This is a genomic window from Cupriavidus alkaliphilus (assembly GCF_014191175.1).
In the GTDB taxonomy this organism is placed as follows: Bacteria; Pseudomonadota; Gammaproteobacteria; order Burkholderiales; family Burkholderiaceae; genus Cupriavidus; species Cupriavidus alkaliphilus.
This window is the reverse complement of the sequence record NZ_JACHWE010000007.1, coordinates 213,178-240,170: the sequence shown is the minus strand read 5'-3', so window position 1 is coordinate 240,170 and position 26,993 is coordinate 213,178. Positions and strand designations below refer to the sequence as shown.

Here is a 26,993-nt window from a genome sequence, read left to right as displayed (position 1 = left end):
GCTCCGGTGCAGCGTCAGCGCCCGGCGGCATAGCCCTGCATGCCGCGCGGATTGGCGCCGGCGCGCAGCACCAGCCGGCCGCGGGCGTCGAACTGGCGCGAGCATGCCGACATGCGGCCCTCGGACCACGGCTCGCCCACGCGCACATCGTGGCCACGCTCGCGCAGCGCCGCGAGCGTGCTTTCCGGGAAGCGCGATTCGATGCTGATGCGGTTGAGCACGGTCTGGCGCGGCCAGAACGAAGCCGGGAAGTGGTCGACATGCCAGGCCGGCGCGTCGATCGCCTCCTGCAGGTTCATGCCATGCACGGCATGGCGCAGGAAGAACGCCAGCGACCATTGGTCCTGCTGGTCGCCGCCGGGCGTGCCGAACACCATGTAGGGTTCGCCGTCGCGCAGCGCCAGCGACGGCGACAGCGTGGTGCAGGGCCGCTTGCCGGGCGCGAGCGTATTGGGCAGGCCGGGTTCCAGCCATGTCATCTGCAGGCGGGTATTGAGGGCGAAGCCGAGCGCCGGGATGGTCGGGCTCGACGACAGCCATCCGCCCGACGGCGTCGCCGCGACCATGTTGCCGTGGCGGTCGATCACATCGATATGGCAGGTATCGCCGACAAAGATCTCCTGTTCGGCCCATTCGGCCACCGGCGGCAGTTCGGCAAAGGTGGGCTCGCCCACGCCGAAGCGCACGTCGGCGCGCTGCAGCGTGCGCGTGGCCGCGGCCAGGTCGGGCAGGCGCGGCGCGATGCCGTTGACCGTGCCGGGCTCGAGCGACAGCGCCGCCTGCGCGCCGATGCGCTGCGCGCGCGCGGCCAGGTAGCCATCGTCCAGCAAACCCGCCAGCGGGCTCGCGGCGAAACGCGGATCGCCGTACCACGCCAGCCGGTCGGCCATGGCGAGCTTGGCGGCCTCGGCAATGCGGTGCACGAACTCGGGCGAATCCGGCGCATATTGCTCGAGGCCAGCATGGCGCAGCATGCCGAGCTGCTGCAGGAACACCGGCCCCTGGCTCCAGATGCCGCACTTGGCCACGGTATAGCGGCCAAAGTCCAGGGTCGCGGGCGCCTCGATCTCGGGCGTCCAGCTTGCCATGTCGTCAAGGCGCAGCAGGCCGGCGTGCTTGTCGCCGGTGGTGTCACGCACGGGCGTATGGCGGCAATACGCATCGATCTCCTGCGCCACGAAGCCGCGGTACCAGCAGTCCAGCGCCGCGTCGATCTGCCCGGTGCGGGTATCGCTGCGGCGCTGCGCTTCTTCGACGATGCGCGTATAGGTGGCCGCCAGCACCGGCAGCGTGTGCAGGCTGCCGGGGCGCGGCACCTTGCCGTCGGGCAGCCAGGTCTGGGCCGAGCTGTGCCATTCGTCGCGGAACAGCGCCTGCACCGCCAGGATCGCGCGCGCGATGCGCGGCACCAGCGGAAAACCGTCGCGCGCATAGCCGATCGCGGGCGCCAGCACCTCGGCGAGCGACCAGCTGCCATGCTCGCGCAGCATGGTCAGCCATGCGCCGAAAGCGCCCGGCACGGCGGCCGGGATCAGGCCGATGCCGGGCACCAGGTCCAGGCCCATGGCGCGCAGCGCGGCAGGATCTGCCAGCGCCGGCGCCGGGCCCTGCCCGCACACCGAGCGCATGGCGCGCTCGCGCTCGCTCCAGTACAGGATCGGCACTTCGCCGCCGGGGCCGTTCAGGTGCGGCTCGACCACCTGCAGCACAAAGCCCGCGGCGGCCGCGGCATCGAAGGCATTGCCGCCGCGCTCCAGCACGCCCATGGCGGTCTGCGTGGCCAGCCAGTGCGTGGACGCCGCAACACCAAAGGTGCCAACGATCTCGGGACGGGTGGTGAACATGTTCGACGCTCCTGTGATGCCGGCCAGTATAGGATTGCGGGATAACCGGCAGCGCCTGATTGGTTATTGTGGTATTACCATTCGGTCATACAACCAGACCGCCCCATGGCGGCAGGCACCATGTCCATCGCCCCCGACAAACTGGTCCACAACCTGGTATCGCGGCTGCGCCTGCGGCACCTGCCGCTGCTGCTCGCGCTGGCGCGGCAGCGCTCGGTGTCGCGCGTGGCGGCCGAGCTCAACCTGTCGCAGCCCGCCGTCACCAAGACCCTGCGCGAGATCGAAGACATCTTCATGGTGCCGCTGTTCACCCGCACGCGGCGCGGACTGGAGCCCACGCCCACCGGCCTGGCGGTGCTGGCACATGCCAGGCTGACACTGGCCGATGCCGATGCGCTGGGGCGCGAACTGGCGGCGATCGAAGCGGGGCTGTCGGGGCGGCTGCGCCTGGGCGTGATTCCCTACATCAGCCGCGGCGTGCTCGATACGGCCTGCACCTTCGGCATGGCGCAGACCCCGCGGGTGTCGGTGCTGGTGCGCGAAGGCACCACCGACGAGCTGGTCAGCGCGCTGCGCGAGCATGAGCTGGACTGCGTGATCGCGCGCACCTTCTTTGCACCAGGCGCGGACATCGTGCAGCAGCCGCTGTATCGCGAAGAGCCGGCGCTGGTCGTGCCCACCGCGGCCGCGGCGCGGCTGGCGCGCGGCGCGCTCGACTGGCACCGTCTGGCCGAACGCGACTGGATCCTGCCGCCGCCCAACACGCCGATCCGGCGCACCATCAACACCATCTTCGCGGTGGCGGGCGTGGCGCAGCCCACGCCGATGGTCGAGACCTATTCGATCAAGACCATGGCCACGCTGATGCGCAGGCATCCGGCGGCGACGACCATCGTGCCCAGGGCAGTCGCCAACGAACTGGTCGAGGCCAGGGGCGCGGTGGCGCTGCCCCATGCGCTGAGCTGGGACCTGCCGCCGGTGGGCGTGATGTGGCGGCGCCAGCCGGTGGAAGACGATGTGGTGGCGGCGCTGGTGGCCTGCCTGCGCGCGCTGCCGGCGGACCTCACCTAGCCCGCGGCACACGCCCGGGAAAGGCCCGCATCCGCTCACCGCCACGCACTAATTCCGCGTCAACACCCGCACCGGCCCGCGCCGCTCCAGCACGTCGACCACCACGCGCTCGCCGGAGCGCCGCACCGCGACGTCGGCGCTGCCGCCGCCGACCCCGAGGTTGCGGAACACCACCTCGTCCAGGAACGGTGGCAGCGACGGGTTCTCGAACGTGATCGCCGGCTCCTGCGTGTCGAAGTCCAGCCCCAGGCAGGCCTGCAGCATCAGCAGCGGCGCGGCGGCGGCCCAGGCCTGCGGCGCGCACGCCACCGGATAGAAGGTCGGGCCCTGGCTGCGCTGGCGCGCGAAGCCGCAGAACAGTTCGGGCAGGCGGCGCAGGTCGATATAGCTCGATGCCGCGAACAGGCCCTCGAAGATGCGGCTGGCTTCGGGGTGGTAGCCGTAGCGCGCCATGCCTGCCGCGATCAGCGCATTGTCGTGGGGCCATACCGAGCCGTTGTGGTAGCTCATCGGGTTGAAGCGCGCCGCGTCCGCGGCGACGGTGCGGATGCCCCAGCCACAGAAGGAAGTACTCTGCATCAGCGTGCCCACCACGGACGGCGCGCGCTGCGGCAGCGCGATGCCGGTAAACAGCGTATGGCCCGCGTTGGAGGCGCGGATGCGGCACGGCTGCTTCTTGCCATCCAGCGCCAGCACATAAGTGCCCAGCGCGGGGTCATAGAAGTGCTTGTCGAAGGCATCGCGCAGCACTTCCGCCCTGGCGGCATAGCGGGCGGCGCCTTCGCTGTCGTCCAGCGCCGCGCGGATCTGCGCCGCGGCCTGCCAGGCGCCGTAGGTGTAGGCCTGGACCTCGGCCAACGCGATCGGACCGGCGGCAAGCCGCCCGTCCTCGTGGAACACCGAATCGCGGCTGTCTTTCCAGCCCTGGTTGATCAGGCCCTCGGGCGACTGCCGGCCATATTCGACGAACAGGTCGCCGTCGCGGTCGCCGTATTCGCTGATCCAGTCCAGCGCGGCCTGCAGCCTGGGCCACAGCGCGCGGACAGTGTCGATATCGCCGGTGCGCCGCAGGTAGGCGCCCGCCAGCAGCACGAACAGCGGCGTGGCGTCGACGCTGCCGTAGTAAAGCGCGAACGGCACCTCGCCCAGGCGCGCCATTTCGCCATGGCGCATCTCGTGCAGGATCTTGCCGGGCTCGGCGTCGGCGCCGGGGTCGACCGTCTCGGCCTGCATCGCGGCGAGGTACTGCAGCACGCCGCGCGCGATCTCGGGATCGAGCCATAGCGTCTGCAACGCGGTGATCAGCGCATCCCGGCCGAATACCGTGCTGAACCATGGGATGCCGGCATACGGGTAAGGCCCGTGCACGGTGTTGGTCAGCAGCATGTACAGGTCGGAGACGCTGCGCCGCGCGACTTCATTGAACAGTTCGTTGGACGTGGTGATCGACGCCGCGCGCCCGGACGAGCGCCGCAGCTCGCGCCGCGACTGCAGCAGCGCGCCGAGAAAGGACTGGGCCTCGCGCTCCTCGTGGTCCACCGACTGGCAGCGGATCTCCATGCGCAGCAGCTGCATGCACGACGGCTTGAGCAGCAGCGTGAAGCTGGCTCGGCTGCCGCTCAGCGCCTGCGGCACGGGATCGAACGAGAGCCGGGTCTCGCGCCGCGCCTGGTCCAGGCCGGTATAGCTCAGCGTGACCGCGGCGCCGTCGACTTGCGGCGGGTGCATGGTGCCGCGCCGCAGCCGCTGCGTGCCGCGTACTTCGAACAGGTCGGCAAAGTCCGCATCGAAGGCGATGTCGATGCACACGCGCCGCGGCCGGTCGTCGAAGTTGCGCACGCTCAGGCGTTCATAGCAGGCGCCGTTCCACAGGAAGCGCGAGCGGCGCAGGTGGATCAGGTCGTGCTCGAGCCACAGGCCGCCCTCCTGGTCGAACAGGTCGGGATTGGTCAGGTCGCAGGTCAGCGAGGCATTGTCGTCGCGCAGCGTTGACGACAACAGCATCGGGCGCTGCCCTTCCACCGTCAGCCGCAGGAAGGACAGGTGGCGCGTGTCGAAGTGGAACAGCCCCTCGGGGCTGCCCGGCGCACCGATCGCATCGCCGTTATGGTCGAAGAGGGCGAAGGTGTCGCCATGCTTGAGCGTGCGCGGACGCCGTTCTTGCAACGACGCGGCCGCGGGAATATAGAACTGCGCGACGTCGCCGGCCCCGGCGACGGCCACCGAGCGGTTGGGATGTTCCGTGGATTCTGCAGGCATGAGCGGGTCTCTCAGCAGTGGTCGTGTGCGGTTATGCGAGCGCGAGTCCGTCGGCCTCGCCATGTGCCTCGCCCGCGTCCCCGGGATTCGGCAAGCCTTGGTAGATGCGCACGTAGTCGCGCGCCATCCGCTCCGCGGTAAAGCGCGCGTCGAACGCGGCGCGCACGCCGGCGCGCGGCAGCGTGGCCACGCGGGCGACGGCGGCCACCGCTTCGTCGACGCTGTGCACGATATAGCCGCTGATGCCCGGCTCGATCACCTCCGGCACCGAACCGCAATCGAATGCAATCACCGGCGTGCCGCAGGCCATGGCCTCGATCATCACCAGGCCGAATGGCTCGGGCCAGGCGATCGGGAACAGCAGCGCGCGCGCATTGCCCAGGAACGCCGACTTCGCGGACTCGTCGATCTCGCCGATGTATTCGACTTCGGCGTGCGCGGCCACCAGCGGGCGGATCACTTCCTGCCAATAGGCGCGGTCGACGCGGTCGACCTTGGCCGCCATCTTCAGCGGCAAACCCGCGCGCGCGGCCACCTCGATGGCATGGTCGGGCCGCTTCTCCGGCGAGATGCGGCCAAGGAATGCCAGGTAGTCGCCCGCCGGATTGGCGCAGTAGTCCAGCAGCGTCGCCGGGATGCCGTGGTAGACCGTGCCCACCCAGTTCACCGGCGGCATCGGTGCGCGCTGCGCGTCGGAAACCGACACCAGCGGGAATTGCGGAAAATGCGCATAGAAAGGCTGCAGCTCCTGCAGGTCCAGCCGCCCGTGCAAGGTGGTCACCGCACGCACCGGCAGGCGCCGCAGCAGCGGGCATTGCAGCATGTCGATATGGAAATGCAGGACATCGAAGCGCGTGGCGGCAGCCATCACGCGGTCCAGCATCATCACGTAGTAAGGCAGGTGGTCGCCGACGTCCGCATCGAGGCGCAGTGCCATGTCGCAGCACGGCACCAGTTCGGCGCCGGTGACCGAGTCGCCGCTGGCGAACAGCGTGACCTCGTGGCCCTGGCGCACCAGTTCCTCCGTCAGGTACGAAACGATGCGCTCGGTGCCGCCATACAGGCTGGGCGGGCAGCGTTCTGCGAGTGGTGCAATCTGCGCAATCTTCATCGGCTCTCCCCCTGGTCATCAGCAAACTGCAGGGTGGATTGCCGCGACAGTGCCTGGGGCTGATGAAGGCACCATAGAAAGCGGCGGCGGCTTTTTCAAGCTGGTCCGGACCATGCAGGCGCGGCATGGAAACCATGTAGCGCAGCGATGATGGCGGCCCGCTCCGTCAGGGCTTACCCGAAGGCGCGGCGGCTGCTATTTCGCGGTGCGGAATAGCAGGCCGCTTTCCTTGACGGTGCCCGCGGGCCTATGCAAAAGTCGGCGAAAACGAACGATCGTGCGGGAACGCTTTCCCGACACGGCGTCACCGGGCAGCAGCAACGTCCGGCTTGCCGGGCGGCCATCGCGCCGCATCGCACAGGAGACACCGCCATGCAGTATCCGCAGCACCGCATTGCGCACCGCCATTGCCTCGTCCCGCAGGTGGACCCGGCGCCCCCGCGCAGCAACGCACGCACCGCCGCACGCATTCCGGCACGACAGCCCGCGCTGCCGCCGGCCTGACCCACTGCGCCCCGATTTCATCTGCGCGGCCGCGCTTGTCGCTGCCGCGACGGAACACGCACGGCCATTGCCGGCGCGTGCCTGGTTTTCTGAACCGTAAGAGGTACCCCCGTGGCATTGTTCCTTCAACAGTTCCTGAACGGCCTGACGCTGGGCGGCGTGTACAGCCTGGTGGCGCTTGGCCTGACGCTGGTCTACGGCATCCTGCACGTGCCCAATTTCGCGCACGGCGCCTTCTACATGGCCGGCGCCTATGTGTCGTACTACCTGATGACCGCGCTGGGCGTGAATTACTGGCTGGCGATGCTGGGCGCGGCGCTGGTGGTGGCGGTGCTGTCGATGCTGGCCGACCGGCTGGTGTTCCACCCGCTGCGCAATTCGCCCGAGCTGCACGACATGATCGCCGCCATCGGCATCCTGCTGTTCCTGGAAGCCGGCGCGCAGGCGCTGTGGGGCGCGGACTTCCACCGCATGCCCACGCCGTATGGCCAGATCGTCGACGTGTTCGGCCTCACCGCGCCGCTGCAGCGCCTGCTGATCATCGGCGCCGCCTTTGCGCTGATGGTGCTGCTGCACCTGTTCCTGACCCGCACCATGACCGGCGCCACCATCATGGCGATGGCGCAGAACCGCGAAGGCGCGGCGCTGGTGGGCATCGACGCCACGCGCGTGACCCTGCTGGTGTTCGCCATCTCCGGCGCGCTGGCCGCGATCGCCGCCACGCTGTACGCGCCGATCAACCTGGTCTACCCGAGCATGGGCAACCTGGTGATCACCAAGGCCTTCGTCATCATCATCCTGGGCGGCATGGGCAGCATCCCCGGCGCCATCGTCGGCGGGCTGATCATCGGCATGGCCGAGAGCTTCGGCGGCTTCTACGTTTCCACCGACTACAAGGACATCATCGCCTTCGTGCTGCTGGTGGTGATCCTGTCGATCCGGCCGCAGGGCCTGTTTGCCGGCAAGGCAGCCTGAGGAGTACGACATGAAAGCACTGCAAGGAAAGACCGGCTGGATGCTGCTGCTGGCTTGCGCCATCGCCTTCCCGCTGGTCACGCCCAACAGCTACTACCTGACCGTGATGACGCTGGCCTTCATCTATGCCATCGCCACGCTCGGACTGAACCTGATCACCGGCTATACCGGGCAGCTGAACCTGGCGCACGGCGGCTTCATGGCCATCGGCGCCTACACGCTGGGGATCCTGACCGTGGACTACCAGGTGCCGTTCTGGCTGGCGTTCGTGCTGGCCGGGGTGCTGTGCATGGTGCTGGGCTATGTGGTCGGCGTGGTGTCGCTGCGCCTGAAGGGCCATTACTTCTCGATCTTCACCATGTGCGTGGGCTACATCATCTACCTGCTGATCGAAAAGTGGGAGAGCCTGACGCACGGCACGGTGGGCCTGATCGGCATCCCGGTGCCGGCGGCGATCGGGCCGATCGGCTTCGACAGCGTGCAGGCGCAGTATTACCTGGTGCTGGCCTTCCTGGCGGTCGGCGTATTCCTGATGCACCGCATCGTCACCTCGCTGCTGGGGCGCAGCTTCATGGCCGTGCGCAACAGCGACGCGCTGGCCGAGGCGCTGGGCCTCAACCTGATGCGCACCAAGGTGCTGTCGTTCGTGCTGTCGGTGGGCTACGCCGGCTTTGCGGGCGCGCTGTACGCGGGGCAGGTGCGCTTCCTGGGCCCGGACATTGCCCGCACCGACCTGACTTTCGACATGGTGATGTCGATGCTGGTGGGCGGCATCGGCACCATCTTCGGGCCGCTGCTGGGCGCGGTGCTGGTGCCATGGATCACGCAGTCGCTGCAGTTCATGCAGGACTACCGCATGCTGGTGTTCGGGCCGGTGCTGGTCCTGCTGATCATCTTCGTGCCCGACGGCATCGTCGGCTCTTACCTGAAGAAGCAGGCGCGCAAGGCCGCCGCCGAGCGGCGCGGCAAGCTGGCGCAGCCCGCCGCCGCGAGCAACACCGCCTCTGTACCGACCACCCGCGCCGGAGCCGACCATGCTTGAGATCCGCAACCTGACCAAGAAATTCGGTGGCCTGACCGCCGTGCACGATGTCTCGGTGACCTTCGAGCAGGGCCATATCAACGCCATCATCGGCCCCAACGGCGCCGGCAAGACCACCTTCTTCAACCTGGTCGCGGGCACCCATGCGCCCTCCTCCGGCCAGATCCTGTTCAAGGGCCAGGATATCGCCGGCCTGCGCGCCGACCAGATCGCGCGCCTGGGCGTGGCCCGCACCTTCCAGGCGACGGCGCTGTTCGACCGCGCCACCGTGCTCGACAACCTGATCGTCGGCCACCGCCTGCGTACGCGTTCCGGGCTGGGCGACGTGCTGTTCAACACCCGGCGCCTGCGCGAGGAGGAGCGGCTGTGCCGCGACAAGGCCGAGGCCGCGCTGGACTTCGTCGGCCTGTCGCACCTGGCGCACGAGATTGCGGCCGACATCACGCAGGAGGCGCGCAAGCGCGTGGCCTTCGCGCTGGCGCTGGCGACGGACCCCGAGCTGCTGCTGCTCGACGAGCCGGCCGGCGGCGTCAACCCGGAAGAGACCGTCGGCCTGGCCGAGCTGATCCGCAAGATGGTGCGCCATGGCAAGACGGTCTGCCTGATCGAACACAAGATGGACATGATCATGCGGCTGGCCGACAAGATCATGGTGCTGAACTACGGCGAGAAGATCGCCGAAGGCACGCCCGCGCAGATCCAGCAGGATCCGCATGTCATCGAGGCCTATCTGGGAGCCGACCATGTTGCAGCTTGAACGCGTCTCGCTGTCGTACGGCAGCTTCCGCGCGCTGGACAACATCACCCTGCACGCCGGCGCCGGCGAGCTGGTGGTGCTGCTGGGCGCCAACGGCGCCGGCAAGAGCTCGATCTTCCTGGCGATGAGCGCGATCCACCGCATCAGCGGCGGCAGCATGCGCTTCGACGGGCGCGAGCTGTCCGGCATGAAGCCGTCGCAGATCGTGCAGGCGGGGCTGGTGCATTGCCCGGAGGGACGCAAGCTGTTCCCGGCCATGAGCGTGGAGAAGAACCTGGTGCTGGGCGCGTATGTGCACCGGCGCGACGGCGCGGGCATCCGCAAGACGCTGGACGAGGTCTATGAACTGTTCCCGATCCTGCGGCAGAAAAAGGACGATGCGGCCGGCTCGCTGTCCGGCGGGCAGCAGCAGATGGTGGCGCTGGGACGCGCCCTGATGAGCCGCCCGCGCGCGCTGCTGCTCGACGAACCGTCGCTGGGCCTGGCGCCGCTGGTGGTCAAGCAGATGTTCGAGATCATCCAGCGCATCAACCGCGCGGGCACGACGGTGCTGCTGGCGGAGCAGAACGCCTACGCGGCGCTGGGGATTGCGCATCGCGCCTATGTGATCGAGAGCGGAAGGATCGTGATGGAGGGAGACCGGGATACGTTGCTGAAGGATGAGGGGATTCGCAAGGCGTATATCGGGGGCTGAATCCGAAAGGCCTCCACTACCGATTGCGTACTCGCTCTCCCGCAAGCGGGAGAGGGAGAAAACAAGCGGTCGAACAGAACGACAGCAGGCAAAACAAGCGCAGTACTTTCAGGAGACAACACCATGCAAAACAACCTCATGCGCCGCATCTTCCCGCTGGCCGCCACCGCCGTGGCCGCGATGCTGGCCTCGGGCGCCGCGCTGGCGCAGGAAGTGGTCAAGATCGGCTACACCGGCCCGCTTTCCGGCGGCGCCGCGCTGTATGGCAAGAACGTGCTGTCGGGCGTGCAGATGGCCGTCGACGAGATCAATGCCTCGGGCCTGGAGGTCAAGGGCAAGAAGGTCAAGCTGGAGGTGGTGGCCCTGGACGACAAGTACTCGCCCGCCGAGGCCGCCATCAACGGGCGCCGCCTGGTGCAGCAGCACAAGACCCCGGCGGTGTTCGTGCCGCATTCGGGCGGCATCTTCGCGCTGCAGGCCTTCAACGAGCAGGAGAAATTCCTGGTGATGTCCTACTCCAGCGTGCCGCGCATCACCGATGCCGGCAACAAGCTGACCATCCGCATCCCGCCGGCCTATACCGGTTATATCGAGCCGTTCATCAAGGCGCAGATGAAGCGCTACGGCAAGAACGTGGCGCTGGCGCCGGCCGACCACGACTACGCCAAGGCCTGGGTGCAGGCCTTCCAGCCGGCGTGGGAAGCCGCCGGCGGCAAGGTGGTGGCGAACAACCCGATGTCGTACACCAAGGCCACCGACTTCTACAGCGGCGTGTCGCGCGCCATCAGCGAGAAGCCGGACGTGATGTTCGTCGGCGGCCCGTCGGAGCCGACTGCGCTGGTGGTCAAGCAGGCGCGCGAACTGGGCTTCAAGGGCGGCTTTATCGTGATGGACCAGGCCAAGATGGACGAGATGGCCCGCGTCACCAACGGCCTGGGCATGCTGGAGGGCTCGATCGGCGTGCTGCCGCTGGTCAACGACAGCCGTCCCGCCGCGCAGGCCTTCAACGCCCGCTACAAGAAGCTGCACGACGGGCGCGATGCCACCACCGAGATGTCGCTGAACTACACCATGGTGTATGCGCTGGCCGGGGCGATGAAGCTGGCCGGCACCACCAGCGATGCGGCGGCGATCCGCGCGAAGATGCCGGATGCGGTCAAGGGCCTGGCCAAGGAAGTCAATCCCAACGAAGTCGACGGCATCGACGCCAAGGGCGGATCGATGGCCGACACCGTGGTTGGCTGGGTGCAGAACGGCAAGATCTCGCAGGTCCGCTTGTCGGAACTGGCGAAGTAAGGCGAGACACGCTGCCGGTTCGGCACCGCGCAACACAAACCCCGGCATGCCGCCAGGCATGCCGGGGTTTTTTCATTGCGGCGGCCGGGCGTGACTAGCGGCGATCGCCGTCGCGGCCCTGGCGCGCCTCCATCTGGCCACGCTCCTGCTGCGCGCGTTGCTGCTGTTGCATCTGCCGCTGCTGGTCCATTTGCTGGCGCTGGCGCTCCTGCATCTGCCGTTGCTGCTCGTGCATCTGCCGTTGCTGCTGTTCGGCCTGGCGCTGCATGGCCTGCTGGCGCTGCTGCTCATGCATCGCCCGCTGCTGTTCCTGCATCGCGCGTTGCTGTTCCTGCATATGGCGCTGCTGCTGTTCGGCCTGCCGCTGCATGGCCTGCTGCCGTTGCTGCTCCTGCATGGCCCGTTGCTGCTCCTGCATATGGCGCTGCTGCTCGGCCTGGCGCTGCATGGCCTGCTGCCGTTGCTGCTCCTGCGCCGCGCGCTGCTGGTCCTGCATCTGCCGCTGCTGGTCCGCTTGCCGCTGCATGGCTTGCTGGCGCTGCTGCTCCTGCACCGCGCGCTGCTGTTCCTGCATCTGCCGCTGCTGGTCCGCTTGCCGCTGCATGGCTTGCTGGCGCTGCTGCTCCTGCACCGCGCGCTGCTGATCCTGCATCTGCCGCTGCTGCTGTTCGGCCTGGCGCTGCTGCCCTTCCTCCCTCTGCCGCTGCTGCTCGAAGCGCTGCCGCTGCATTTCCTGCGATTGCCGCGCCGGATCGGGGCGCTCCTGACCATCGGCCCACTGGCGGGGCGGCATGCCGTGCTGGCGCTGCTCGTCCAGTTGCCGTTGCTGCTCGCGCAGGGCACGCTGCTGCTCGAAGCGCTGGCGCTGCATTTCCTGCGATTGCCGCGCCGGGTCAGGGCGCTCCTGACCATCGGCCCACTGGCGGGGCGGCATGCCCTGCTGGCGCTGCTCGTCCAGTTGCCGTTGCTGCTCGCGCAGGGCACGTTGCTGCTCGATCTGCTGGCGCTGCTGCTCACGCTGCATGGCCTGTTGCTGCCGCTGGGCATCCCCTGGCACGCCCGGCTGCCCGGCAAAGCCGCGCGCCTCGTCGGGCCGGGTGCTCTGGCCCCGCCCAGGGCCGCGCCAGGACTCACCCCGGGGCTGGGCATCGTTGCGATCCGCGCGGCCGTCGCCGTCGGCATCGATACGCCCGGGGCGCGGCGGGACTGGAGCGTGGTCGCGCGATGCGATCGCGGCCTGGCTCATGCGCACGTCCGGCACCGGCCGTGCGTCGCGGCCGGGCCGGCGCTCGTTGCCGCCGCGCCAGGCCGGGCCGGCACCGGGCACGACCCCGCCCTCGCGCGCAAAGCGCCGGGCCAGGTCGTCCGTGGCCGGGCGACCGGGCGCGCGCGCGGCGATGGCCTGGCGTTCGAAGCCGTGGCGGGCCTGCGGCGGCAGCGGCCGCGGCGGCGCCGCGCCTACCAGGCTGCCCTTGACCGGCGCCACCGGCGGCGCGCCGTGGGCCTCGCCCGCCGGCACGTTGCGCCATTCGGGGCGGTGCAGGCCGCGCGCGGGGCGTCCTTCGACAAAGTTGCGCGCCGGCATGCCGGTGATGGCGCCGGGCACGGTGCGGTTGACGTAAGGCGGCGGGCGGCGGTCGCCCATCACGAAGTTGTTGACCGTAACCCGGTTGATGCGGGCGACGTAAGTCGGGCTGGCGCGATAGACCGGCCGGTAGGCGTCGCGCGGACCCAGCGGATACCAGGCCACGCCCGGTCCGCTGCCGACGCGCACGCTCCAGTTGGGCCCGGCGGCGCCGACAAAGGCCACCAGCGCCGGGGCATAGCACGGGCGCACGCGCGGCCCGGGAACCCAGCCCCAGCGCGAGCCCACATAGGCCCAGCGGCCATAGTGCGACGGCGCGAAACCCCACGGCGCGTCGTCGATCCAGGTCCAGCCCCACGGCGCGATCCAGGCCCAGTGGCCGGTGCTGTACGGCACCCATCCCGCGCTGACCACGCGCGGGAACCAGATCGCGCCGTAGCCCGGGTCTTCCTGCCAGTCGCCATAGCCGTCCAGCGCGGCGTAGCCCGGCATCTCGCGCGGCACATAGCGCGCCGACTGCGAAGCGTCCTCGCGCGCGTCGCGCGCCGCGGTCCAGCGATCGAACCCGTCTTCCGCCACCGGGCCGCCGCCCGCATCGGCCAGGTCGGTGCCGGCAAAGCGCATGCGGTCGCCGCGCTGCAGCTCGATGGTGCGGCTGTCGCCGTAGACCACCGCGCTGCCATGGCGCAGCGTGACGGTGGTGGTGCTGCCGTCGGGCGCCACGTCCAGGCGGTAGTCGCCGGGCTCGCGCGGCACGAAGGCCAGGTTCGGGGTATCGACCTCGACCGTCTGGCCCGGCGGCAACGCGCGCACGCGCACCTGCAGCGTGCCCTGCGTCAGCTTGACCTGCGTGGTGCTGTCGTCCAGGTTCAGGATGCTGGCGGCGGTGGCGCCGCCCATGCGCAGCGCCACCGTGCCGGCGTGCAGCTCGGCACGTCCGCCCGGCTCCAGCCAGAGCCGGTCGCCGGTGGTGACCGGCCGGTTCAGCCCGGCCGCGGCCCAGGCGTCCGAGCCGGCGGGGGCAAAGCTGAGGTTGCCGTCGACCGCGGTCAGCGTGGCGATGCGCGAGGAAGGGTCGGCCTGCTGCTGCGCCGCGTCGGCCACCGGGGCATCGAGGTAGGGTTCGCCCGGCGCGCCGGGCACTTGCGCCAGTGCAGCAGCCGCCACTGCAAGGCCGGCTGCGGCCGCCAGCGCGGTCAGCACCATGCGGCCGCCAGGGCGGCCCGTATAGCGGCCAGCAGATTGGGAAGAATCAGACATGGAAGGGCAGGAGCGAGACCCGACACGGGTCGGCGGGCAGGCCGGCCCACGCCGGCGGCCACCCTATTGTCACCATACATGGCCCCGGATGCGGCGGCGCGTTCGGCGCGGCACAGTTTGTAAGCTCGTATTTCGCCTGGCGCCGGCGCCGGGCGGCCCGGCCGGTGCGCGCGGCAGGCTGCGGGCGGGCCGGCGAGCGGCGCCCCCGTGGCCACGGCGGACCGGCCGTCAAAGGTGGAAACAACTTCGGTGCGCCCGGACAGGCTGGCCCGGGCCGGATGCCGCTCAGCGGCCGGATTGCTGGCGCAGCATCTCGGTCAGCCGCTCGGCCGGCATCGGGCGCCCGTACAGGTAGCCCTGCGCCTCATGGCAGCCGTTGGCGAGCAGGAAGTCGCGCTGTTCGGGGGTTTCCACGCCTTCGGCCACCACGCCGATGTGCAGGCTGGCGCCCACATTGATCACCGAGCGCACGATGGCCGCGTCGACCGGGTCTGCGGTCACGTTGCGGATAAAGGACTGGTCGATCTTGAGCCGGTCCACCGGGAACGACTTCAGGAAACTGAGCGAGGCGTAGCCCGTGCCGAAGTCATCGCAGGTCAGCGTAATGCCGTCGCGGCGCAGCGCCTGCAGCTGGTCCGAGACTTCGTCGCCCTGCTGCAGGGCGATGGTCTCGGTGATCTCGATCTCAAGGCAGTCAGGCGCCAGCTCCAGCGCCCGCAGCACGTGGCGGACCTCGGTCAGCAGCCGGCTTTCGGACAGCTGGGCCGCGAACAGGTTGATCGCCACCCGCGGCGGCCGCGGAAACGCCAGCGCCCAGGCACGGGCCTGGGCGCACGCAGTCTGCAGCAGCCACATGCCGACATCGCTGGCGATGCTGCTGCCGGCCAGCGCGTCGATGAACGCAGCCGGCGACAGCAGCCCGCGGGTGGGATGGCGCCAGCGCATCAGCGCCTCGGCGCCATGGACCCGGCCGTCGCGCAGGTCGACCTGCGGCTGGTACAGCAGCTCGAACTGGCGCTGTGCATAGGCCTCGTGCAGGGCCTGCACCAGCGACAGCCGCGTGGTCACGTCCGAGCGCATCTGCGGCTTGAAGAAACGGATGGTGCGGCCGCCGTCGTGCTTGGCCCGTGCCAGCGCCAGGCTGGCCGCCGCCAGCATGTCCGAGGCCTGTTCGCCGGCCGCGGGCGCGACGCACGCGCCGATGCTGGCCAGCACGTGATGGCGGCGCCCGGCATGCTCGTGGGGAGAGGACAGCATTGACAGGATCGCGGCGCTGACATGGCGCACCAGCGTGGGATCGGCAATGGACGGCAGCAGCACGCCGAATTCGTCGCTGCCGATGCGGCCGATGATGGCGTCGCGGGGCGAGGCATCGCGCAGGCGCCGGGCCACGCGCTGCAGGATGATGTCGCCTTCGGCATGGCCATGCATGTCGTTGAAGGCGCGGAAGTCGTCAATGCCGATCAGCAGCAATGCGCAGCGTGGCACAGCCTCGCTATGCAGGCGTGCCTCCAGCCGTTCCAGAAAGCCCTGGCGATTGTCAACGCCGGTCAGCGGATCGAGATCCGAGCCTGGCGAGGCGCCAGCCGACTTCGCCCCCGACTTGGCCACCATCCCTGCCCCATCTGTGATTGTCGACATTGTTACCTGCTAGCAATTTAGCAAGTGTGACGAAAACTTGGAAAAAATCAAGCAGTTCCGATACACGCCAAAACCCCTAGGCGCCGGCGCAACGCCGGGCCCGCGCGGACCGTGCTGCGCGTTGAATCGGGCGGCCGCATACAGTACCCTACCGCGCATCGGCGCCCTGCCCCCCTTCAGTCTGGCCCCGGGCCGCGCCCTGAACAAGAACATCACCGGGATCTCACCGTGAATGAATGGACCATCCGCACGCGCATCCTGGCAAGCTTTTCGCTGATCCTGCTGGTCATGGCACTGATGGGCGTGGTCGCCTATACCCGCCTGGTCGCGATCGAGCGCGAAACCGAGCTGATGCGGCGCGACGCGCTGCCCGGCCTGAACTACAGCACCGGCATCCGCGGCATCTGGGGCGAGCGCTATGTGCTGGCCTGGCAGACCATCAACGCCACCGACCAGGCTGACCGCCAGCGCTTCCAGCAGCAAGCCAGCGAGGCGGTCGGCCGCCTCGACAAGCTGGAGCAGCAATACGAAACCACCATCACGCGCGCGGAAGACCGGACTGCGTTCGAGGCCTATCGCGACATGCGCGCCCGCTACGATCAGGCGGCCCAGGTCCTGTCGGGCCAGGCCGAGTGGAACGGCGCCGCCGCCGCGACAGCGCTGCGCGGCGAGGCGCATGACCGCTGGCTCGACGCGCGCAAGGCGACCCAGCGCGTGGTCGACGACAACGCCGCGGTCAGCGCGCGCGCCGCGCAGGGCATCGACGATGCCGTCAATGCCGCGAAGATCGGCATCGAAGCAGCGCTGATCGTGGCGGTGGCGGTGGCGCTGGTCTGCGGCTACCTGCTGCTGCGCGCGATCACGGTGCCGATGCACTCGATCGTCGGCCTGCTGGCCGGCATCCGCGGGGGGGACCTGCGCCTGCGCATGGCGCTGCGCCGCAAGGACGAGTTCCAGGAAGTGGAGGAAGGCTTCAACCAGATGACCGGCGAGCTGACGTCGCTGGTGGGCCAGGCCCAGCGCACCGCGATCCAGGTCACCACCTCGGTCAACGAGATCGCGGCCACGGCGCGCCAGCAGCAGGCCACCGCCACCGAAACCGCCGCCACCACCACGCAGATCGGCGCGACCTCGCGCGAGATCTCGGCCACCGCGCGCGACCTGGTGCGCACCATCCACGAAGTCTCCAGCGCCGCCGAGCAGGCCGCGGCGCTGGCCGGTACCGGTCAGGTCGGGCTGTCGCGCATGGAAGGCACCATGCAGCATGTGATGGATGCCGCCGGCTCGGTCAACGCCAAGCTGACCACGCTCAACGAGAAGGCCGGCAACATCAACCAGGTGGTGACCACCATCGCCAAGGTGGCCGACCAGACCAACCTGTTGTCGCTGAACGCCGCGATCGAAGCCGAGAAGGCCGGCGAATACGGCCGCGGCTTTGCCGTGGTGGCCACCGAGATCCGCCGCCTGGCCGACCAGACCGCGGTGGCCACCTATGACATCGAGCAGATGGTGCGCGAGATCCAGTCGGCGGTGTCGGCCGGCGTGATGGGCATGGACAAGTTCTCGGAGGAAGTACGCCGCGGCATGTCCGAAGTCACCCAGGTGGGCGACCAGCTGTCGCAGATCATCGCCCAGGTGCAGTCGCTCGCGCCGCGCGTGCTGATGGTCAATGAAGGCATGCAGGCCCAGGCCGGCGGTGCCGAGCAGATCAACCAGGCGCTGATGCAACTGTCCGAGGCCGCGCAGCAGACCGTGGAATCGCTGCGCCAGTCGAGCCAGGCGATCGACGAGCTGACGCTGGTCGCCAACGACCTGCGCAGCGGCGTGTCGCGCTTCAAGGTCTAGGCTGCCGGTTCCCGCACCGGGCCGTCGCGCGCCGCCGCCATGAAACTCTTCCTGCTGTTCCGCCTTGGCGCCGACCACTACGCGCTCGATGCCACCGAGATCGCGGAAGTGCTGCCGCTGACGCGGCTGAAGCAGATTCCCGGCGCGCCGGCCTGGGTGGCCGGCCTGATGGAGCGGCGCGGCCGGCCGGTGCCGGTGATCGACCTGCCCGCGCTCGCCACCGGCGTGCCCGCGGCGCCGCGCACCAGCACGCGCACGGTGCTGGTCCATTACCGCCGCGACGAAAGCGAACCGGCGCGGCTGCTCGGCCTGCGCCTGGAAGCGGCCACCCAGACCCTGCGCTGTCCGGCGGAATCTTTCGTCGACGCCGGCGTGGCCGGCGCCAGCCCGCGCTACCTTGGCCCGGTGCGGCATGACGCGCGCGGCCTGGTGCAATGGGTCAGGGTCGGCGCCCTGCTGCCGGACGAGGTCCATGCCATGCTGTTCGCCGACGCTGCCGGGGAGACCGCCGCGTGAGCACCGCCGCGCATATCGAAGCCTTGCTCAAGGCCCGCATCGGCCTGGACGCCGGCGCCATCGGCAGCGGCGCGGTGGCACGCGCCGTGCGCGAGCGCCAGCAGGCGCGGCACGCGCCCGATACCGAGGCCTACTGGCAGCTGCTGCAGGGCACCGCCGACGAATTCCAGGCGCTGATCGAGGCCGTGGTGGTGCCCGAGACCTGGTTCTTCCGGCACCGCGAAGCCTTGCTGGCACTGGGCCGTTTTGCCGCCGAACGCGCCTTTGCCGACGGCAGGCGCACGCTGCGGCTGCTGAGCCTGCCCTGCTCCACCGGCGAAGAGCCGTATTCGATCGCCATGGCGCTGCTCGATGCCGGCGTGCCGCCGGGGCGCTTCTATATCGACGCGGTCGACATCAGCGCGCGCGCGCTCGCCCGCGCGCGCCAGGCGCAATACGGCGCCAATGCCTTCCGCAGCGCGCCGCTCGACTTCCGCGACCGCTATTTCACCGCCACGCCCATGGGCTACGTGCTGGACGCGCGCGTGCGCGCGCAGGTGCGGCTGCTGCAGGGCAACCTGGTCGAGCCCGGCCTGCTGGCGGGCGAGGCGCCCTATGACTTTGTGTTCTGCCGCAACCTGCTGATCTACTTCGACGCCGCCGGACAGCGGCAGGCGGTACAGACGCTGGTGCGCCTGACCATGGCCGACGGCCTGCTCTTCGTCGGGCCGGCCGAGGCGAGCGTGCTGAGCGCGCAGGGACTGGAGCCGGTCGGTGTCCCGCTGACCTTTGCCTTCCGCAAGCCGGCGGCCGCAACGCAGCGTGCGCGGGCCCCGTCCCACCCGCCGGTCCACGCCACCCAGCCACCCCGCATGGCGGCGCCGCCGCGGCTGCCGCGCCCGCCCGCGACCATGCGTCCGCCGGCGCCGCGGGCACCCGCGCCGGCCATACCGCCGCCCGCACCGCCCGCTGCCGATGCGCGCGCCGCAGAGCTGGCCGCCATCGCGGCGATGGCCGACCGCGGCGAGCTGGACGCCGCCACGGCCGCATGCCTGGCGCTGCTCGAGCGCGCCGCGCCGGATGCCGATGGCGCCGCGCTGGCCGATGCCTATGGCATGCTCGGCGTGCTGCACGACGCCGCCGGCCGCGTGGCCCAGGCGCATGCGGCCTACCGCAAGGCGCTCTACCTGGATCCTTCGCACCAGGAAAGCCTGTATCACCTGGCCGCGTTGCTCGACACCGAAGGCGACCACGACGGCGCCACCCGCTTGCGCCAGCGCGCGCAGCGCCACACCCGCAAGCACCATGGCTGAAACCCGCGACCGTACCTTTGCCACCGTGGTGCGCACCGAAGGCGTGGACGACTGCTGGCGCCGCATCGGCGTGCGCGGCGACGGCAGCTGCCCGGCGCTGGCCGAGCACGCCCACTGCCGCAACTGCCCGACCTACGCGCAGGCCGCCGCCATGTTGCTGGACGCCCAGCAGCTGGAGCAGGATCTGCAGGGCTTGCCCGATGCCGCCAGCCTTGCCGGCGGCGGCGCGGGCCACGACGGCGACGATAGTGACGATAGCGACGACGCCGGCACCTCACTGGCCTGCCTGGTGTTCCGCATCGGCGATGAATGGCTGGCGCTGCCGACCGCCGCGCTGGGCGAAGTCACCGCGCCAGCCCCGGTCCATTCGCTGCCGCACCGGCGCGATGCCGCCGTGCTGGGGCTGGCCGCGGTGCGCGGCAACCTGCTGGCCTGCCTGTCGCTGGCGCATGTGTTCGACACGGGCGCAGCCCGCGCCGAGCTCGACGCCGCGGGCAGCCGCTTCCTGATCCTTGGGCAGGGCCGCGCCGCGATTGCACTGCCGGTGGCCGAGGTCGCCGGCATCGTGCGGGTGCGGCAGGCCGCCCTGCTGCCGCTGCCGGCCACGCTGGCGCGCGCCTCGGCCCGCTATACCCAGGCGCTCTTCGTCGACCAGGGTCGCAGCGTCGGCCTGCTCGATGCCGCGCAGGTACGCCAGGCCCTGGCACGGAGCCTGGCATGAATCCCGAACAATTGCGCGACGCCTCGCTGCTGGAACTGTTTGCGCTCGAAGCCGACGCCCAGGCCGAGATCCTCAACGCCGGCCTGCTGGCGCTGGAGCGCAACCCGGGCGCGCTCGAGCAGCTCGAGGCATGCATGCGCGCGGCCCATTCGCTCAAGGGCGCGGCCCGCATCGTCGGGCTCGACGGCGGTGTGCGGCTGGCGCATGCCATGGAAGACTGCCTGGTCGCCGCACAGGGCGGCATGCCGCTGGCAGCCGCGCACATCGATGCGCTGCTGCAGGGCACCGACCTTTTGCTGCGCATCGGCCATCCGCCTGGCGGCGATCCGGACTGGTCCGAGCATGCCGGCCGTGCCGAGATCGACGCGGTGGTGCAGCGGCTGAGTTCGCTCGATGGCGGCGGCGCGCCAGCGCAGCCCGCCGCCGCGCACGCGTCCGCCGCCGCGGCGACGCCGGCCGGTACACCCGCCCCCGCGCCCACGCCCGCCCTCGACCCCGAACCGGCACCGCCGGCACCGGTGGCCGCGCATGCCGCCGACGGCCACGAGCGCATGCTGCGCATCAATGCCGATGCGCTGGACCAGCTGCTGGCACTGTCGGGCGAGGCCATGGTCGAATCGCACTGGCTGCGGCCATTCGGCGAGTCGCTGCAAAAGACGCGGCGCCAGCAGGCGCGCGCGCTGCGCGCGGCCGACGCCCTGCAGCAGGTCTTGCGCGAAACGCAGGAGGGCGCCGGCGCGCATGCGTTATCCGTCGCCCAGGCGGCGCTGGCCGAACTGCGCCAGTTGCTCGACGATGGCCAGCAGCAACTGGCGGCGCGGCTGGACGAGTTCGAACAGTACGACCATCGCGCCACGCGGCTGGCACGCCGGCTCTATGACAGCGCGCTGGCGTCGCGCATGCGCCCGCTGTCCGACGGACTGGCCGGCTACGCGCGCATGGTGCGCGACCTTGGCCGCTCGCTGGGCAAGTCCGTGCACCTGGAACTGGCCGGGGCCGGCACGCAGGTGGACCGCGACATCCTCGAGGCGCTCGACGCGCCGCTGGCGCACCTGCTGCGCAATGCCGTGGACCATGGCATCGAGGCGCCGGCGGTGCGCCAGGCCCAGGGCAAGCCGGCGGAGGGCCGGGTGACGCTGCACGCGCGCCACAACGCCGGCCGGCTGCAGATCGAGATCACTGACGACGGCGCCGGGGTCGACCTGGATGCGCTGCGGCGCGCCATCGTGCGCCGGCGGCTGGCCTCCGAAGACACGGCGGCGCGGCTGTCGCAGGCGGAGCTGCTCGACTTCCTGCTGCTGCCCGGCTTCAGCATGCGCGACACCGTTTCCGAAGTGTCCGGGCGCGGCGTCGGCCTCGACGCGGTGCAGGAGATGGTGCGCCGCGTGCGCGGCAGCCTGCGCCTGACGCAGCAACCCGGCCACGGCCTGCACTTCAGCCTGGAGCTGCCGCTGACACTGTCGGTGGTGCGCACGCTGCTGGTGGACGTGGCCGGCGAAGCCTATGCCTTCCCGCTGGGCCGCGTGCTGCGCGCGACCTCGGTGGCGCGCGGCGAGATCGAACAGACCGAAGGCCACCAGCATTTCCGCCACGAGGGTCGCGCCATCGGGCTGGTCAGCGCGGCGCAGATGCTGCAGAGCGCCGACGCCGATGCCGCCCCGGCGCGCGAGCAGGTCCCGGTGGTGGTCATCGGCGAGGGCGAGCGCACCTATGGCATTGCCGTCGACCGCATGCTGGGCGAGCGCCTGCTGGTGGTGCAGCCGCTGCCCGCGGCACTGGGCAAGGTCCGCGACATTGCCGCCGGCAGCCTGACCGACGACGGCACGCCGGTGCTGATCTTCGATGTCGAGGACATGATCCGCTCGGTCGAGAAGCTGGTCTCCGAAGGCCGCATCGAAGGCGTGCGCCAGGCCGCGGCGGCGAGCCTGCAGGCACGCGCGCGCCGGGTGCTGGTGGTGGACGACTCGCTCACCGTGCGCGAGCTGCAGCGCAAGCTGCTGGCCGGTCGCGGCTACGACGTGACAGTGGCGGTCGACGGCATGGACGGCTGGAACGTGTTGCGCGCCGAGCCGTTCGACCTGGTCATCACCGACATCGACATGCCGCGCATGGACGGCATCGAGCTGGTGCGCCGGATCCGCCAGGACGCCGCGCTGCGCCAGCTGCCGGTAATGGTGGTGTCGTACAAGGACCGCGAACAGGACCGCCAGCGCGGCCTGGAGGCCGGCGCGGATTATTATCTGGCCAAGGGCAGTTTCCACGACGCCGCGTTGCTCGACGCGGTCCAGGACCTGATCGGCGAGGCACGTCCATGAACATCGGCATCGTCAATGATTCCGCGCTCGCCGTGGCCGCGCTGCGCCGCGCGCTGGCGCTGGATCCGTCGTTCGAGATCGCATGGATTGCCGGCGACGGCGCCCAGGCGGTGCAGATGGCCGCGCGCCAGACCCCGGACCTGATCCTGATGGACCTTCTGATGCCCGTCATGGACGGGGTCGAGGCCACGCGCCGGATCATGGCCGCCACGCCCTGCGCCATCGTGGTGGTGACCATGGACCTGGGCCGCAACGCCACGCAGGTGTTCGACGCCATGGGCCATGGCGCCATCGACGCGGTCGACACCCCCACGCTGGCCGAGGCCGACGCGCAGCTTGCCGCCGGGCCACTGCTGCGCAAGCTGCGCAATATCGCGCGCCTGCTGGCGGGCCGGGTTGCGCCGCAGCACGCGCTGGCGGTGGCGCCGCGCGCCGCCAGCGCGCCGCGGCTGGTGGCGATCGGCGCCTCGGCCGGCGGTCCGGCCGCGCTGGCCGCGCTGCTGGGCGCGCTGCCCGCGGACTTCGGCGCCGCGGTGGTCACGGTGCAGCATGTCGACGAGGCCTTTGCCGCCGGCATGGCCGACTGGCTCGACGGGCAGTGCGCGCTGCCGGTGCGCATTGCGCGCGCCGGCGAAACCCCGCAGGCCGGCACCGTGCTGCTGGCCGGCACCAACGACCACCTGCGCCTGGCCGGCCCGAACCGGCTGGCCTACACCGAACAACCCTGCGACTACCTCTATCGCCCCTCCATCGATGTGTTCTTCGAAAGCGTGGTGGAACACTGGCGCGGCGACGTGATCGGCGTGCTGCTGACCGGCATGGGCCGCGACGGCGCGCTGGGACTGAAAGCAATGCGCGACCGCGGTTTCCTGACCATCGCCCAGGACCGTGCCACCAGCGCCGTCTACGGCATGCCCAAGGCCGCCGCCGCGCTCGGCGCCGCCGCCGAGATCCTGCCGCTGCCGCGCATCGCGCCGCGGCTGGTGCAGGCCTGCGGCCCCGCGGCACTGCCATGGCCCGCGCCGCCCGCGTGAACGCATGCAGCGGTTCCCGGCCGCGCCGGGCCCGCGAGAACAGGAATTGAATATGCAACCCGAATCCTCCAACCCCTCCGCCGTCCCCGCGCCGGCGCCCGCCACCGACAAGCAGGAGTACCTGGCCATGGTGCTGCTGGTGGACGACCAGGCCATGGTCGGCGAAGCGGTGCGCCGCGCGCTCGCCAGCGAGCCGGATATCGACTTCCATTACTGCTCGCAGCCGGACGAAGCCGTGGCCGTGGCGCAGCGCACCAAGCCCACCGTGATCCTGCAAGACCTGGTGATGCCGGGCGTGGACGGCCTGACGCTGGTGCAGCGCTATCGCGACAACCCCGCCACGCGCGATATCCCGATCATCGTGCTGTCGACCAAGGAAGAGGCCGCGACCAAGGGCGCGGCGTTTGCCGCCGGCGCCAACGACTACCTGGTCAAGCTGCCGGACAGCATCGAGCTGATCGCGCGGATCCGCTATCACTCGCGCTCCTATGTGAACCAGCTGCAGCGCGACGAAGCCTATCGTGCACTGCGGCAAAGCCAGCAGCAACTGCTGGAGACCAACCTGGAGCTGCAGCGCCTGACCAACTCGGACGGCCTGACCGGCTTGTCCAACCGGCGCTATTTCGACGAATACCTGGGGGCGGAATGGCGCCGCGCGCTGCGCGAGCAGACCGAGCTGGCGCTGCTGATGATCGATGTCGATGCCTTCAAGGCCTACAACGACACCTATGGCCACGTTGCGGGCGACGAGGTGCTGCGCCGCGTCGCCACGGTGATCCGCGATAACTGCGCGCGTGCCACCGACCTGCCCGCGCGCTTCGGCGGCGAAGAGTTCGCCATGGTGCTGCCGGCGACGTCGCCGGGCGGCGCGCGGCTGCTGGCTGAAAAGGTGCGGCGCGCAGTGCAGGGGCTGGCCATCGCCCACAGCGGCTCGCCCACCCTGGATTGCGTCACGGTCAGCATCGGCGGCGCGGTACTGGTGCCACAGCCCGGCACGCAGCCAGGCCAGCTGGTGGAAGCGGCCGACGCGGGCCTCTACCAGGCCAAGCGCAATGGCCGCAACCAGGTCACGATGTCGCCGGGCTGAGCCGCGCTGGCACCCTCACGCGGGTGCCGGCCAACCCTCGCAACATCCGGTGGCAACAACCGGTTACACATCTGTGCAGGCGGCATCGCCGCCTGCGGCCGCGGCCCGTCGCGCCGCCGCGCTTGCGCTGCCAAGGCGCGCCGCCCCGCCCCCGCGCGCCGGCATCACCTCCTGTCGGAATCGTCCGACACTGAATTCGGAGCGTCGCGCCTGTCTGGCCTATCGCTTCAAACCTATCGTTGCATCACGGCAAGCGTGATCCCGCGCCTGCATACCAGATAGCAACTGGCCACGGGGCCGCCGCGACCCGCGCCGGCATGGGCCAGCTCGTCTCTGACTCTAACAGCAAGAGGTGACCCATGCTTCGATCCAAGACCCTTTTCCTCGGCCTCGCGCTGGCCGCGACCGCAGTGCTGACAGCGTGCGGCGGCGGCGATGACGGCATCGACGACCGCATCGGCCTGAGCAAGCCGAGCGTGCGCGTGATCCACGCCGTCACCGGTGGCCCCAACGTCGACGTGCTGCAGAACGGCACGCTCACCAGCATGGTCAACAAGCCCTACAAGTTTGTCTCGACCTACTTCAACGTTGAAACCGGCAACCAGCTGATCTCGTTCAACGCCGCCGGCACGCAGACCGAACTGGCCCGCTCCAGCCTGGTGGCGGCCACCGGCCACAAGTACACCGTGGTGGCGCTGCCGGGGGCGGCAACCGCGGAAACGGTGACGATCGATGATCCGTTCGGCAAGGGCCTGCTGTCGAACAAGGCGCGCGTGCGCGCGCTGAACGCATCGTTCAATGCGCAGAACGTCGACATCTACGTGACCATGCCCGCCATCGACCTGAACTCGGTCGGCCCGACCTTTGCCGCGGTGGGCTACAAGCAGGCCTCGCCGGCCTCGGGCCAGGACTCGATCGACCTGGACGGCAACACCACCTATCGCCTGCGCATCACCACTGCCGGCACCAAGACCGTGATCTTCGACTCGGGCGCGCTGACGCTGGCGAATAACGCCGACTGGCTGATCACCACGATCCCGTCGGATGGCATCGCCGGCCTGACGCCGAACAAGATCAAGGTACTGGTGGCGCGTGGCGACGACGAGTCGCAAGCCGGTCTGGAACTGGTGACGCAATAACCGCTGCCGCGGTTGCCCGTGGCAGGCGGGCAGCGTGCGGGAGGCCGGTCCGGAAGGACCGGCCTCTTTTTTTGGTTCATCGCCGGCACGTGACCACAGAACGCCATCCATTCCGCAGGTGGATCCTCAAGAGCCCCCGGATATCTCACTTTCCAGCCGTCGCATCCGCGCCTGTATCGCCGCCGCAAGGTCCATCAGTGGCTCAGCCAAAGCAGCCTCGACAGCCTCGGCATCTTCCTGGGTCGATACACTCACGTTCAAGGCATGGACTCCATAGCCGCCGATCTGTAATGGCGTCGCCATCGCCATGACCTGAGGCTGCCATGAAGCAACGCAGTAGCCCTTTTCTCGCACCGAAAGGACTGCGGACTCGATTTCCCGACGCAAGCTCCGCCAGCCGCGCCCCTGGTGTTTTTCGGCGAGAGCCAACAGCGTCGCGCTGAACGCCTCGGGTGCAAGCGTCGCAAGGTAGGCACGGCCCAGCGAAGTCAATGCCATCGGGATACGCTGCCCGCTCACCACCGTTCGTAACGACTGCCGCCGGTTGTAGCGAAACGACTCGAGATAGACCATCTCATCCCCGTCGGGCGCCGCCAGGCCGACGTTAATCTTGTGTCGCATCGCGACCTCGACCATCATTGGCGCCGCGACTTTGAGGACCTGCGAGCTGTCTCGCATGGCGTGTGCCATGCTGAGCACCGGCACTGCGAGACGATATGCCCGAAACTGCGGGATGTATTCGAGCATACCTGTCTCGATCAACGACTGCGTCAGCCGGCTGACGGTCGACCGGGACAAACCGGTGCGCTCCGCAATCTCACTGTTGCCCAGCATCGAGGAACCGGCACGGAAGGCGCGCAGCACGGCAATGCCACGTTCGAGCGAGCGATTCGGCGTTGCCTTGCCCTGACCTGGTTTTATCCGTTCAATGCTGAGCGTGCTGTTTGACATGAAAGCTTTCCAAGGCCCGTCAGGCCGTCCGGACGGTAGCTGGCGTGGCTCCAG

Annotated in this window: 21 protein-coding genes; 15 read left to right on the top strand and 6 right to left on the bottom strand. The window is 69.8% G+C overall.

The annotated features are described in order from the left end of the window. Positions 1-14 precede the first annotated feature (14 nt). The gene (locus FHX60_RS22355; protein WP_183284663.1) at positions 15-1,844 is read right to left on the bottom strand and encodes a gamma-glutamyltransferase family protein; all 1,830 of its coding nucleotides are present in this window, start codon (positions 1,842-1,844) and stop codon (positions 15-17) included. 120 nt (positions 1,845-1,964) lie between these two features. Between FHX60_RS22355 and FHX60_RS22350 the strand changes: the two genes are divergently transcribed. Beyond that, complete coding sequence (locus FHX60_RS22350; RefSeq protein ID WP_183284662.1) at positions 1,965-2,915, top strand: LysR family transcriptional regulator; 951 nt, start codon at positions 1,965-1,967, stop codon at positions 2,913-2,915. A gap of 48 nt (positions 2,916-2,963) precedes the next feature. On the opposite strand, the gene FHX60_RS22345 is transcribed toward FHX60_RS22350, so the two are convergent. Then, entirely contained in the window at positions 2,964-5,174 is a 2,211-nt protein-coding gene (locus FHX60_RS22345; RefSeq protein ID WP_183284661.1) for an amylo-alpha-1,6-glucosidase, read from the bottom strand. Between the two features lie 31 nt (positions 5,175-5,205). Beyond that, on the bottom strand, positions 5,206-6,285 hold the full coding sequence (locus tag FHX60_RS22340; RefSeq protein ID WP_112776470.1) for a glycosyltransferase family 4 protein: 1,080 nt from the start codon (positions 6,283-6,285) through the stop codon (positions 5,206-5,208). 372 nt (positions 6,286-6,657) lie between these two features. On the opposite strand from FHX60_RS22340, the gene FHX60_RS27855 reads away from it, so the two are divergent. The 6 genes from FHX60_RS27855 to FHX60_RS22315 all read left to right on the top strand — a co-directional run bounded on the left by FHX60_RS27855 (position 6,658) and on the right by FHX60_RS22315 (position 11,553). Further along, complete coding sequence (locus tag FHX60_RS27855; RefSeq protein ID WP_260164428.1) at positions 6,658-6,789, top strand: hypothetical protein; 132 nt, start codon at positions 6,658-6,660, stop codon at positions 6,787-6,789. 111 nt (positions 6,790-6,900) lie between these two features. Continuing rightward, on the top strand, positions 6,901-7,764 hold the full coding sequence (locus FHX60_RS22335; protein ID WP_111516884.1) for a branched-chain amino acid ABC transporter permease: 864 nt from the start codon (positions 6,901-6,903) through the stop codon (positions 7,762-7,764). 10 nt (positions 7,765-7,774) lie between these two features. Further along, positions 7,775-8,806, top strand: a complete 1,032-nt coding sequence (locus FHX60_RS22330; RefSeq protein ID WP_092310758.1) for a branched-chain amino acid ABC transporter permease — start codon at positions 7,775-7,777, stop codon at positions 8,804-8,806. After that, positions 8,799-9,563 carry an ABC transporter ATP-binding protein gene (locus FHX60_RS22325; RefSeq protein WP_092310761.1) on the top strand — a complete coding sequence of 255 codons (765 nt, stop codon included), beginning with the start codon at positions 8,799-8,801 and terminating at the stop codon, positions 9,561-9,563. Before FHX60_RS22330 ends, FHX60_RS22325 begins: the two co-directional genes overlap by 8 nt. Further along, entirely contained in the window at positions 9,550-10,257 is a 708-nt protein-coding gene (locus FHX60_RS22320; RefSeq protein ID WP_112776469.1) for an ABC transporter ATP-binding protein, read from the top strand. Before FHX60_RS22325 ends, FHX60_RS22320 begins: the two co-directional genes overlap by 14 nt. A 123-nt stretch (positions 10,258-10,380) precedes the next feature. Then, positions 10,381-11,553: an ABC transporter substrate-binding protein gene (locus FHX60_RS22315; protein WP_183284660.1), complete on the top strand. Its 1,173-nt coding sequence runs from the start codon at positions 10,381-10,383 to the stop codon at positions 11,551-11,553. 94 nt (positions 11,554-11,647) lie between these two features. Here the strand turns inward: FHX60_RS22315 and FHX60_RS22310 are convergent, their stop codons facing one another. Both FHX60_RS22310 and FHX60_RS22305 read right to left on the bottom strand, forming a co-directional pair. Further along, entirely contained in the window at positions 11,648-14,398 is a 2,751-nt protein-coding gene (locus tag FHX60_RS22310) for a DUF6600 domain-containing protein (protein ID WP_183284659.1), read from the bottom strand. 285 nt (positions 14,399-14,683) lie between these two features. Beyond that, positions 14,684-16,012: a putative bifunctional diguanylate cyclase/phosphodiesterase gene (locus tag FHX60_RS22305; protein WP_183284698.1), complete on the bottom strand. Its 1,329-nt coding sequence runs from the start codon at positions 16,010-16,012 to the stop codon at positions 14,684-14,686. 255 nt (positions 16,013-16,267) lie between these two features. Between FHX60_RS22305 and FHX60_RS22300 the strand changes: the two genes are divergently transcribed. The 8 genes from FHX60_RS22300 to FHX60_RS22265 all read left to right on the top strand — a co-directional run bounded on the left by FHX60_RS22300 (position 16,268) and on the right by FHX60_RS22265 (position 25,988). Continuing rightward, positions 16,268-17,884: a methyl-accepting chemotaxis protein gene (locus FHX60_RS22300; RefSeq protein WP_183284658.1), complete on the top strand. Its 1,617-nt coding sequence runs from the start codon at positions 16,268-16,270 to the stop codon at positions 17,882-17,884. A gap of 39 nt (positions 17,885-17,923) precedes the next feature. Continuing rightward, positions 17,924-18,400 carry a chemotaxis protein CheW gene (locus FHX60_RS22295; RefSeq protein ID WP_183284657.1) on the top strand — a complete coding sequence of 159 codons (477 nt, stop codon included), beginning with the start codon at positions 17,924-17,926 and terminating at the stop codon, positions 18,398-18,400. Next, complete coding sequence (locus tag FHX60_RS22290; protein WP_183284656.1) at positions 18,397-19,692, top strand: CheR family methyltransferase; 1,296 nt, start codon at positions 18,397-18,399, stop codon at positions 19,690-19,692. The genes FHX60_RS22295 and FHX60_RS22290 overlap by 4 nt, the downstream gene beginning before the upstream one ends. Then, positions 19,685-20,413, top strand: coding sequence for a chemotaxis protein CheW (locus FHX60_RS22285; RefSeq protein ID WP_183284655.1), 729 nt, complete (start codon positions 19,685-19,687; stop codon positions 20,411-20,413). Before FHX60_RS22290 ends, FHX60_RS22285 begins: the two co-directional genes overlap by 8 nt. Continuing rightward, positions 20,410-22,728, top strand: a complete 2,319-nt coding sequence (locus tag FHX60_RS22280) for a hybrid sensor histidine kinase/response regulator (RefSeq protein ID WP_183284654.1) — start codon at positions 20,410-20,412, stop codon at positions 22,726-22,728. The genes FHX60_RS22285 and FHX60_RS22280 overlap by 4 nt, the downstream gene beginning before the upstream one ends. Beyond that, the gene (locus tag FHX60_RS22275) at positions 22,725-23,762 is read left to right on the top strand and encodes a chemotaxis response regulator protein-glutamate methylesterase (protein WP_112776461.1); all 1,038 of its coding nucleotides are present in this window, start codon (positions 22,725-22,727) and stop codon (positions 23,760-23,762) included. Before FHX60_RS22280 ends, FHX60_RS22275 begins: the two co-directional genes overlap by 4 nt. A 52-nt stretch (positions 23,763-23,814) precedes the next feature. Then, positions 23,815-24,849, top strand: a complete 1,035-nt coding sequence (locus tag FHX60_RS22270; protein WP_181487065.1) for a diguanylate cyclase — start codon at positions 23,815-23,817, stop codon at positions 24,847-24,849. 359 nt (positions 24,850-25,208) lie between these two features. Next, positions 25,209-25,988 (top strand): DUF4397 domain-containing protein, encoded by a 780-nt coding sequence (locus FHX60_RS22265; protein WP_112776460.1) that lies wholly within the window; start codon positions 25,209-25,211, stop codon positions 25,986-25,988. A 126-nt stretch (positions 25,989-26,114) separates the two neighbouring features. Here FHX60_RS22265 and FHX60_RS22260 read toward each other — a convergent pair whose 3' ends face one another. Continuing rightward, on the bottom strand, positions 26,115-26,939 hold the full coding sequence (locus FHX60_RS22260) for an IclR family transcriptional regulator (RefSeq protein ID WP_112776459.1): 825 nt from the start codon (positions 26,937-26,939) through the stop codon (positions 26,115-26,117). Positions 26,940-26,993 lie beyond the last annotated feature (54 nt).

Bases quoted from the DNA above. Each gene is read 5' to 3' on its own strand.
- FHX60_RS22355 (WP_183284663.1), bottom strand. From the start codon at position 1,844: ATGTTCACCACCCGTCCCGAGATCGTTGGCACCTTTGGTGTTGCGGCG.
- FHX60_RS22350 (WP_183284662.1), top strand. From the start codon at position 1,965: ATGTCCATCGCCCCCGACAAACTGGTCCACAACCTGGTATCGCGGCTG.
- FHX60_RS22345 (WP_183284661.1), bottom strand. From the start codon at position 5,174: ATGCCTGCAGAATCCACGGAACATCCCAACCGCTCGGTGGCCGTCGCC.
- FHX60_RS22340 (WP_112776470.1), bottom strand. From the start codon at position 6,285: ATGAAGATTGCGCAGATTGCACCACTCGCAGAACGCTGCCCGCCCAGC.
- FHX60_RS27855 (WP_260164428.1), top strand. From the start codon at position 6,658: ATGCAGTATCCGCAGCACCGCATTGCGCACCGCCATTGCCTCGTCCCG.
- FHX60_RS22330 (WP_092310758.1), top strand. From the start codon at position 7,775: ATGAAAGCACTGCAAGGAAAGACCGGCTGGATGCTGCTGCTGGCTTGC.
- FHX60_RS22325 (WP_092310761.1), top strand. From the start codon at position 8,799: ATGCTTGAGATCCGCAACCTGACCAAGAAATTCGGTGGCCTGACCGCC.
- FHX60_RS22320 (WP_112776469.1), top strand. From the start codon at position 9,550: ATGTTGCAGCTTGAACGCGTCTCGCTGTCGTACGGCAGCTTCCGCGCG.
- FHX60_RS22315 (WP_183284660.1), top strand. From the start codon at position 10,381: ATGCAAAACAACCTCATGCGCCGCATCTTCCCGCTGGCCGCCACCGCC.
- FHX60_RS22310 (WP_183284659.1), bottom strand. From the start codon at position 14,398: ATGTCTGATTCTTCCCAATCTGCTGGCCGCTATACGGGCCGCCCTGGC.
- FHX60_RS22305 (WP_183284698.1), bottom strand. From the start codon at position 16,012: ATGGTGGCCAAGTCGGGGGCGAAGTCGGCTGGCGCCTCGCCAGGCTCG.
- FHX60_RS22295 (WP_183284657.1), top strand. From the start codon at position 17,924: ATGAAACTCTTCCTGCTGTTCCGCCTTGGCGCCGACCACTACGCGCTC.
- FHX60_RS22285 (WP_183284655.1), top strand. From the start codon at position 19,685: ATGGCTGAAACCCGCGACCGTACCTTTGCCACCGTGGTGCGCACCGAA.
- FHX60_RS22280 (WP_183284654.1), top strand. From the start codon at position 20,410: ATGAATCCCGAACAATTGCGCGACGCCTCGCTGCTGGAACTGTTTGCG.
- FHX60_RS22275 (WP_112776461.1), top strand. From the start codon at position 22,725: ATGAACATCGGCATCGTCAATGATTCCGCGCTCGCCGTGGCCGCGCTG.
- FHX60_RS22270 (WP_181487065.1), top strand. From the start codon at position 23,815: ATGCAACCCGAATCCTCCAACCCCTCCGCCGTCCCCGCGCCGGCGCCC.
- FHX60_RS22265 (WP_112776460.1), top strand. From the start codon at position 25,209: ATGCTTCGATCCAAGACCCTTTTCCTCGGCCTCGCGCTGGCCGCGACC.
- FHX60_RS22260 (WP_112776459.1), bottom strand. From the start codon at position 26,939: ATGTCAAACAGCACGCTCAGCATTGAACGGATAAAACCAGGTCAGGGC.